The following is a 4595-nucleotide window of genomic DNA, read 5'->3' on the forward strand; positions in this document are numbered from 1 at the left end:
CCGTACACCATCAGGTTCGTCTGGTAGCCGATGGGCGTGAGCAGGGCCCCGCTCGCGGCGAACGTGACGGCCAGGACGAATGAGAATGGGTCCGCCCCGGTCAGCTGGGCCGCCTCCACGGCCATCGGAATCATCAGGATGACGCTGGCATTGTTGCTGATGAGCTGGGTGACGAGGCTAGTGAAGACGTAGAAGACGAGCAGCAGGGCGAAGGCGGGCAGGCCCTCCGACAACTGGGTCACGCCGTGGGCCAGGTACGCCGCGGTGCCGGACCGCTCCATCGCCATGCCCAGCGGGATCAGCCCGGCCAGGAGCACGATGACGCTCCAGTCCACCGCCTCGTACACCTCGGTGGGCCGCACGCAGCCGGTGGCCACCATGGCCACCACCCCGCCCAGGGCCGACACCAGAATCGGCATCACCTCCAGGGCGGCGAGCCCCACCACGAGCCCGATGATGCCGAGCGCAAGCGGGAGCTTCTCGCTGCGGGACGAGCTCTCATTTTCATCCTGCACGACGACGAACGTGCGGTTCTGCTCGAACTGCTCCACGGCCGGGACGGAGGCCTGCACGAGGAGCGTGTCGCCCCCGCGCAGCGGCATCGCGTCGATCTCGTCGTAGAGCAGCTTCCCGGACCGGCGAATCGCCAGCACCAGGGCGTCGTACCGCTGCGCAAACCGGACGGACCGGAGCGTCTCGCCGAGGAGCGGGTTGTCCGACAGCAGCACCACCTCGAGGAGCACCTCCTTCTCCTGCTCAATCTCGACGTCCTCCTGCGTGATCTTCGTGTGCACGACCGGCTCCAGCCGCTGCGTCTGCATCAGCTCTACCAGCGCGTCCCGGCTCGTCCGCAGCAGCAGTACGTCGCCGGCCCGAAACTGCTTGGGCCCGAGCGGGGCGGCGAACGCCTCGCCGTTGCGACGCATCTGTACGATGTCGACGTCCAGGTGCAGCGCGGCCAATGCCTGCCGCACGGTCGTTCCGACGAACGGGGAGTCCCCGGCGACGACGACCTCCGTCAGGTAGTCGCTCATTTCAAACTCCTCGGTCAGGTCCTTCGCCGGCTTGATGCGCTCGGGGAGCAGGCGGTGCCCCACGGTGAGCAGGTACACCACGCCCGTCACGAGCACGATGGCCCCCAGTGCCGTAAACTCGAACATCGAAAACGGATGCCCGATCAGGCGCGCGCTCACGTCGCTCGCCAGGATGGAGGTGGACGTCCCGATGAGCGTAAGCATCCCGCCCAGCATCGACGCGAACGAGATGGGCATCAACAGCTTCGAGGGAGATGTCTTCGTCTTGCGGGCAATGTTGATGGCCATCGGAATCATCATGGCCACAACGGGGGTGTTGTTGATCACGCCCGCCGTGGTGCCCGAGAGCCCCACGAGCGCCCCGTATTGCTTATAGAAGCTGCCCTTGGCCCAGTCGACAATCCAGTTGCCCACTCGTCGCAGCACCCCGGTGCGCCGGACCCCTTCGCTGAGGACAAACATGGCCAGAACGGTAATGGTCGCCGGACTTGAGAAGCCCGCGACCCCGTCCGCCGGCCCCACGCCCGTCCACGGTTCCAACAGCACAATCGCCACAATCACCCCAAGGGCCGTGATGTCGATCGGGATAACCTCCGTGATAAACAGCACGAGGACGACCGCGATGAGCCCTAACACGACGAGCATGTCGAGGGTAAACGCGGGGCCCACTTGGGCGAGGAGAAGGCAAAGCACGTGTGTAGGGGCCGGGCGACGTGAAGAGTTGCAGAATGGGCACCCACATGGTGAGGAGTCCCTTCCAGAGACACAACCGGCAGATCCACACCGACCGAAATCCTTCCGATCTTACGGACGTTCGTGTGTGTCCTCCCTACCCAACTGCCCGATGAACACCGTCCCCCGGTTGCCCACGGGAGGCTCCGTGTTTATTTTCGGGGCCCGTTGCCGAGCCCTCCACGGTAGGGCCGCACCCGGTTGCCTCATCGCATTCGCAGTTCCGCGTCCGGACCCATGGAATCTTCCGAGCCCACTTCCGACCCGACCCCGTGGTGGGGCCCCGTGTCGCTCGACGTAGAGACCGGCGGACGCTGGAACGTCGGCCCGTCGACGCTCTGGCTCTACCGCACGGAGCGCGAGTGGCGGGTCCTGCATCGCCCGTCGCCGACCGCGGAGACCGCGGACCCGATGGCCGACCGGAGCGACGTGACCGCGCCCCTGCCCAGCGACGAGATGAGTGCCCTCCTTGATACGGAGGACGATACCCTCCACACCAGTCGCTACAGCTTCGGCGAGACGGAGGCGCGCATCTCGCTGCAGCCGGCCCTGGCGGACCGCTCGGTTGTCTCGCGGCCGGAACACCCGCTGTACGTGCCGTCGGACGAGTCGGTGACGCTGTACCTGAGCACGGCCCTCTGGATTCAAATTGTGCTCCCCGATTCGAACCGGAAGCTGCAAGAAATCCCTTCGTTCCGGATGTCCGACACCTGGTTTGGGGCCTCCACCGTCGACGGCGAGTTCTGTTACGCCACCCGCACCGCCGGCCGCCTCCGCCTCGACCGCCTGCCGCGCCGCCTCCACCGGGCCGTCACTCCGCTCCGCATTCGCAACACCGCCTCGGATCCCTTGGCGCTGGAGCGGGTGCAGCTTCCGGTGCAGCACCTCGCCCTGTACGCGACCCCCACGCATCAGCTGTGGACCCAGGGCGTCACGATGACACACTCGGCGGCCGAAGAAGGAGCCGACGTCCAGATTCGGAGCGGTCCGCCTGCCGACGCGGAGGCGGCCAAGCGTCTCCAAGAGCCCCGCGAGACCACCAAGAAAAGCCTCTTCACGAGCACATTCAGCGCCGTGGGAACCCTCTTCGCCTCGTAACCCCTTCTCGCTCGCCGTTTTCCCGATCTCTTCGTCTCATGGAGCAGTGGTGGACTCTCGCCGTCGACTACCTGACCAGCCCCCAGGCCGCAAGCGCCCTCAAGGCCCTCGTCAAAGTGTTCGTCGGTCTCGTCCTGGGCCGCCTGGCCGGAAACGGACTCGCGCGCCTCTTCGCGGAAGACGACGCCCAGCGGGCCATGATCCTCCGGCGGGGGGCGTTTTACGGCATCGCCGGGCTGTTCACGGCCTCGGCCCTCATGGAGCTCGGGTTCGACCTGAGCGTCTTGCTCGGGGCGGCGGGCATCCTCACGGTCGCGATCGGATTTGCCTCCCAGACGTCGGCCTCCAACGTCATCAGCGGCCTCTTCCTACTGGGCGAGCGCCCCTTCGCCGTCGGCGACATCATCCGCGTGAACGGCACCACCGGCGAGGTGCTCTCGGTCGATCTTCTCTCGGTCAAGCTCCGCACCTTCGACAACCTGTTCGTCCGAATTCCGAACGAGACGATGATCAAGTCGGAGGTCACCAATCTGCGGCGGTTTCCCATCCGGCGGGTCGACCTACAAATCGGCGTGGCGTACAAGGAGGACCTGCAGGCCGTGCGCCAGGTGCTCATGGAGGTGGCCGACCGCAATCCCTTGTGCCTCGAAGAACCCGCGCCCCTCATCATCTTTCAGGGCTACGGCGACTCTTCCATCAATCACCAGTTTTCGGTGTGGGCCAAAACGGAGAACTTCCTCGACCTCCGCAACAGCATCCCCGTCGAAATCAAGGAGGCCTTCGACGAGCACGGGATCGAAATTCCGTTTCCTCACCGCACCCTCTACACCGGCAGCGAGACCTCCCCCTTCCCGGTGCAGCAGGCGACCGAAGCGTCCGAATCGCCTCCGCCACCGCCCGACGTGGAGTCGGCGTAGCCTCGGCTGTGCCCCGCAACCACCGTTTTCTCTCTTCCACATCCCTTCTGTTTCATGCAAACCGTGTCGACACGACTCGCCCTTACGCTTCTTCTTGCCCTCGCCGTAATCGGCCTGGGGCCCCCGGTCGCCACGGGACAGATTTCCGCGGACCGGCCCGGCTTCGGGGACGGCACGGCGACGGTCGCGCCCGGCACCGTCCAGGCCGAGCTCGGGGCCGCCACGGCCAACGACGACTTCGGCACAAACGCCGAGGTTGGGCAGCTCCTGTTTCGCTATGGCGTGGTTGGCTTTCTCGAACTGCGGGGCGGGGTCGGCTCCCTTGCCCTCGACGCCCCCGATACCGAATACACCGGCACGAGTGTGGGCGGAAAGCTCCGCCTGTTCCAGTCGCCCCTGTCCGCGGTCAGCCTGGTAAGCACCTGGAGCCTCCCAACCGGCTCAGGCACGTTTGCGTCCGACCGCGTTTCTCAAACGCTGGCGCTCGCCTACGACGGTGCCCTCGGGGACGACCTCGGCCTCTCAGTCAACGCCGGCACCGAGGTTCCGTACGGCGGCGACGAAGACGCCTCCTACCTCTTCATCCCGACGCTGAGCGTCGACATTGCCGAGGGGATCGGGGGGTACGTCGGCTACGCCGGCTTTTACTCCGTCGGCCTCAACACAAACTACGTGGAGGCTGGGGCGACGCTTTTGGCAAGCCCGGACACGCAACTGGACCTCAACACGGGCCTTCAGATCGACGAAAATCGGGACGCCTTCTTCGTCGGGCTCGGCCTGGCCCACCGGTTCTAATTCGTCGTGCCTGCCCCAC

Annotated in this window: 4 protein-coding genes; 3 read left to right on the forward strand and 1 reads right to left on the reverse strand. The window is 66.0% G+C overall.

What is annotated here, in order from left to right; translation table 11 throughout:
* The coding region (locus V5A20_RS13245) for an SLC13 family permease (RefSeq protein WP_332327549.1) at nt 1-1727 on the reverse strand (1727 nt) is incomplete at its 3' end.
* 276 nt (nt 1728-2003) lie between these two features.
* On the opposite strand from V5A20_RS13245, the gene V5A20_RS13250 reads away from it, so the two are divergent.
* Genes V5A20_RS13250 through V5A20_RS13260 form a run of 3 tightly spaced genes read left to right on the forward strand, consistent with a single transcriptional unit; the run spans nt 2004 to nt 4576 of the window.
* Complete coding sequence (locus V5A20_RS13250) at nt 2004-2864, forward strand: hypothetical protein (protein ID WP_332327550.1); 861 nt, start codon at nt 2004-2006, stop codon at nt 2862-2864.
* A gap of 38 nt (nt 2865-2902) precedes the next feature.
* Nucleotides 2903-3781: a mechanosensitive ion channel family protein gene (locus tag V5A20_RS13255; RefSeq protein ID WP_332316925.1), complete on the forward strand. Its 879-nt coding sequence runs from the start codon at nt 2903-2905 to the stop codon at nt 3779-3781.
* A gap of 54 nt (nt 3782-3835) precedes the next feature.
* A complete protein-coding gene (locus V5A20_RS13260) occupies nt 3836-4576 on the forward strand; it encodes a transporter (protein WP_332316924.1) in 741 nt (246 codons plus the stop codon).
* Nucleotides 4577-4595 lie beyond the last annotated feature (19 nt).

It is taken from the genome of Salinibacter sp., from assembly GCF_036626415.1.
Classification (GTDB): Bacteria; Bacteroidota; Rhodothermia; order Rhodothermales; family Salinibacteraceae; genus Salinibacter.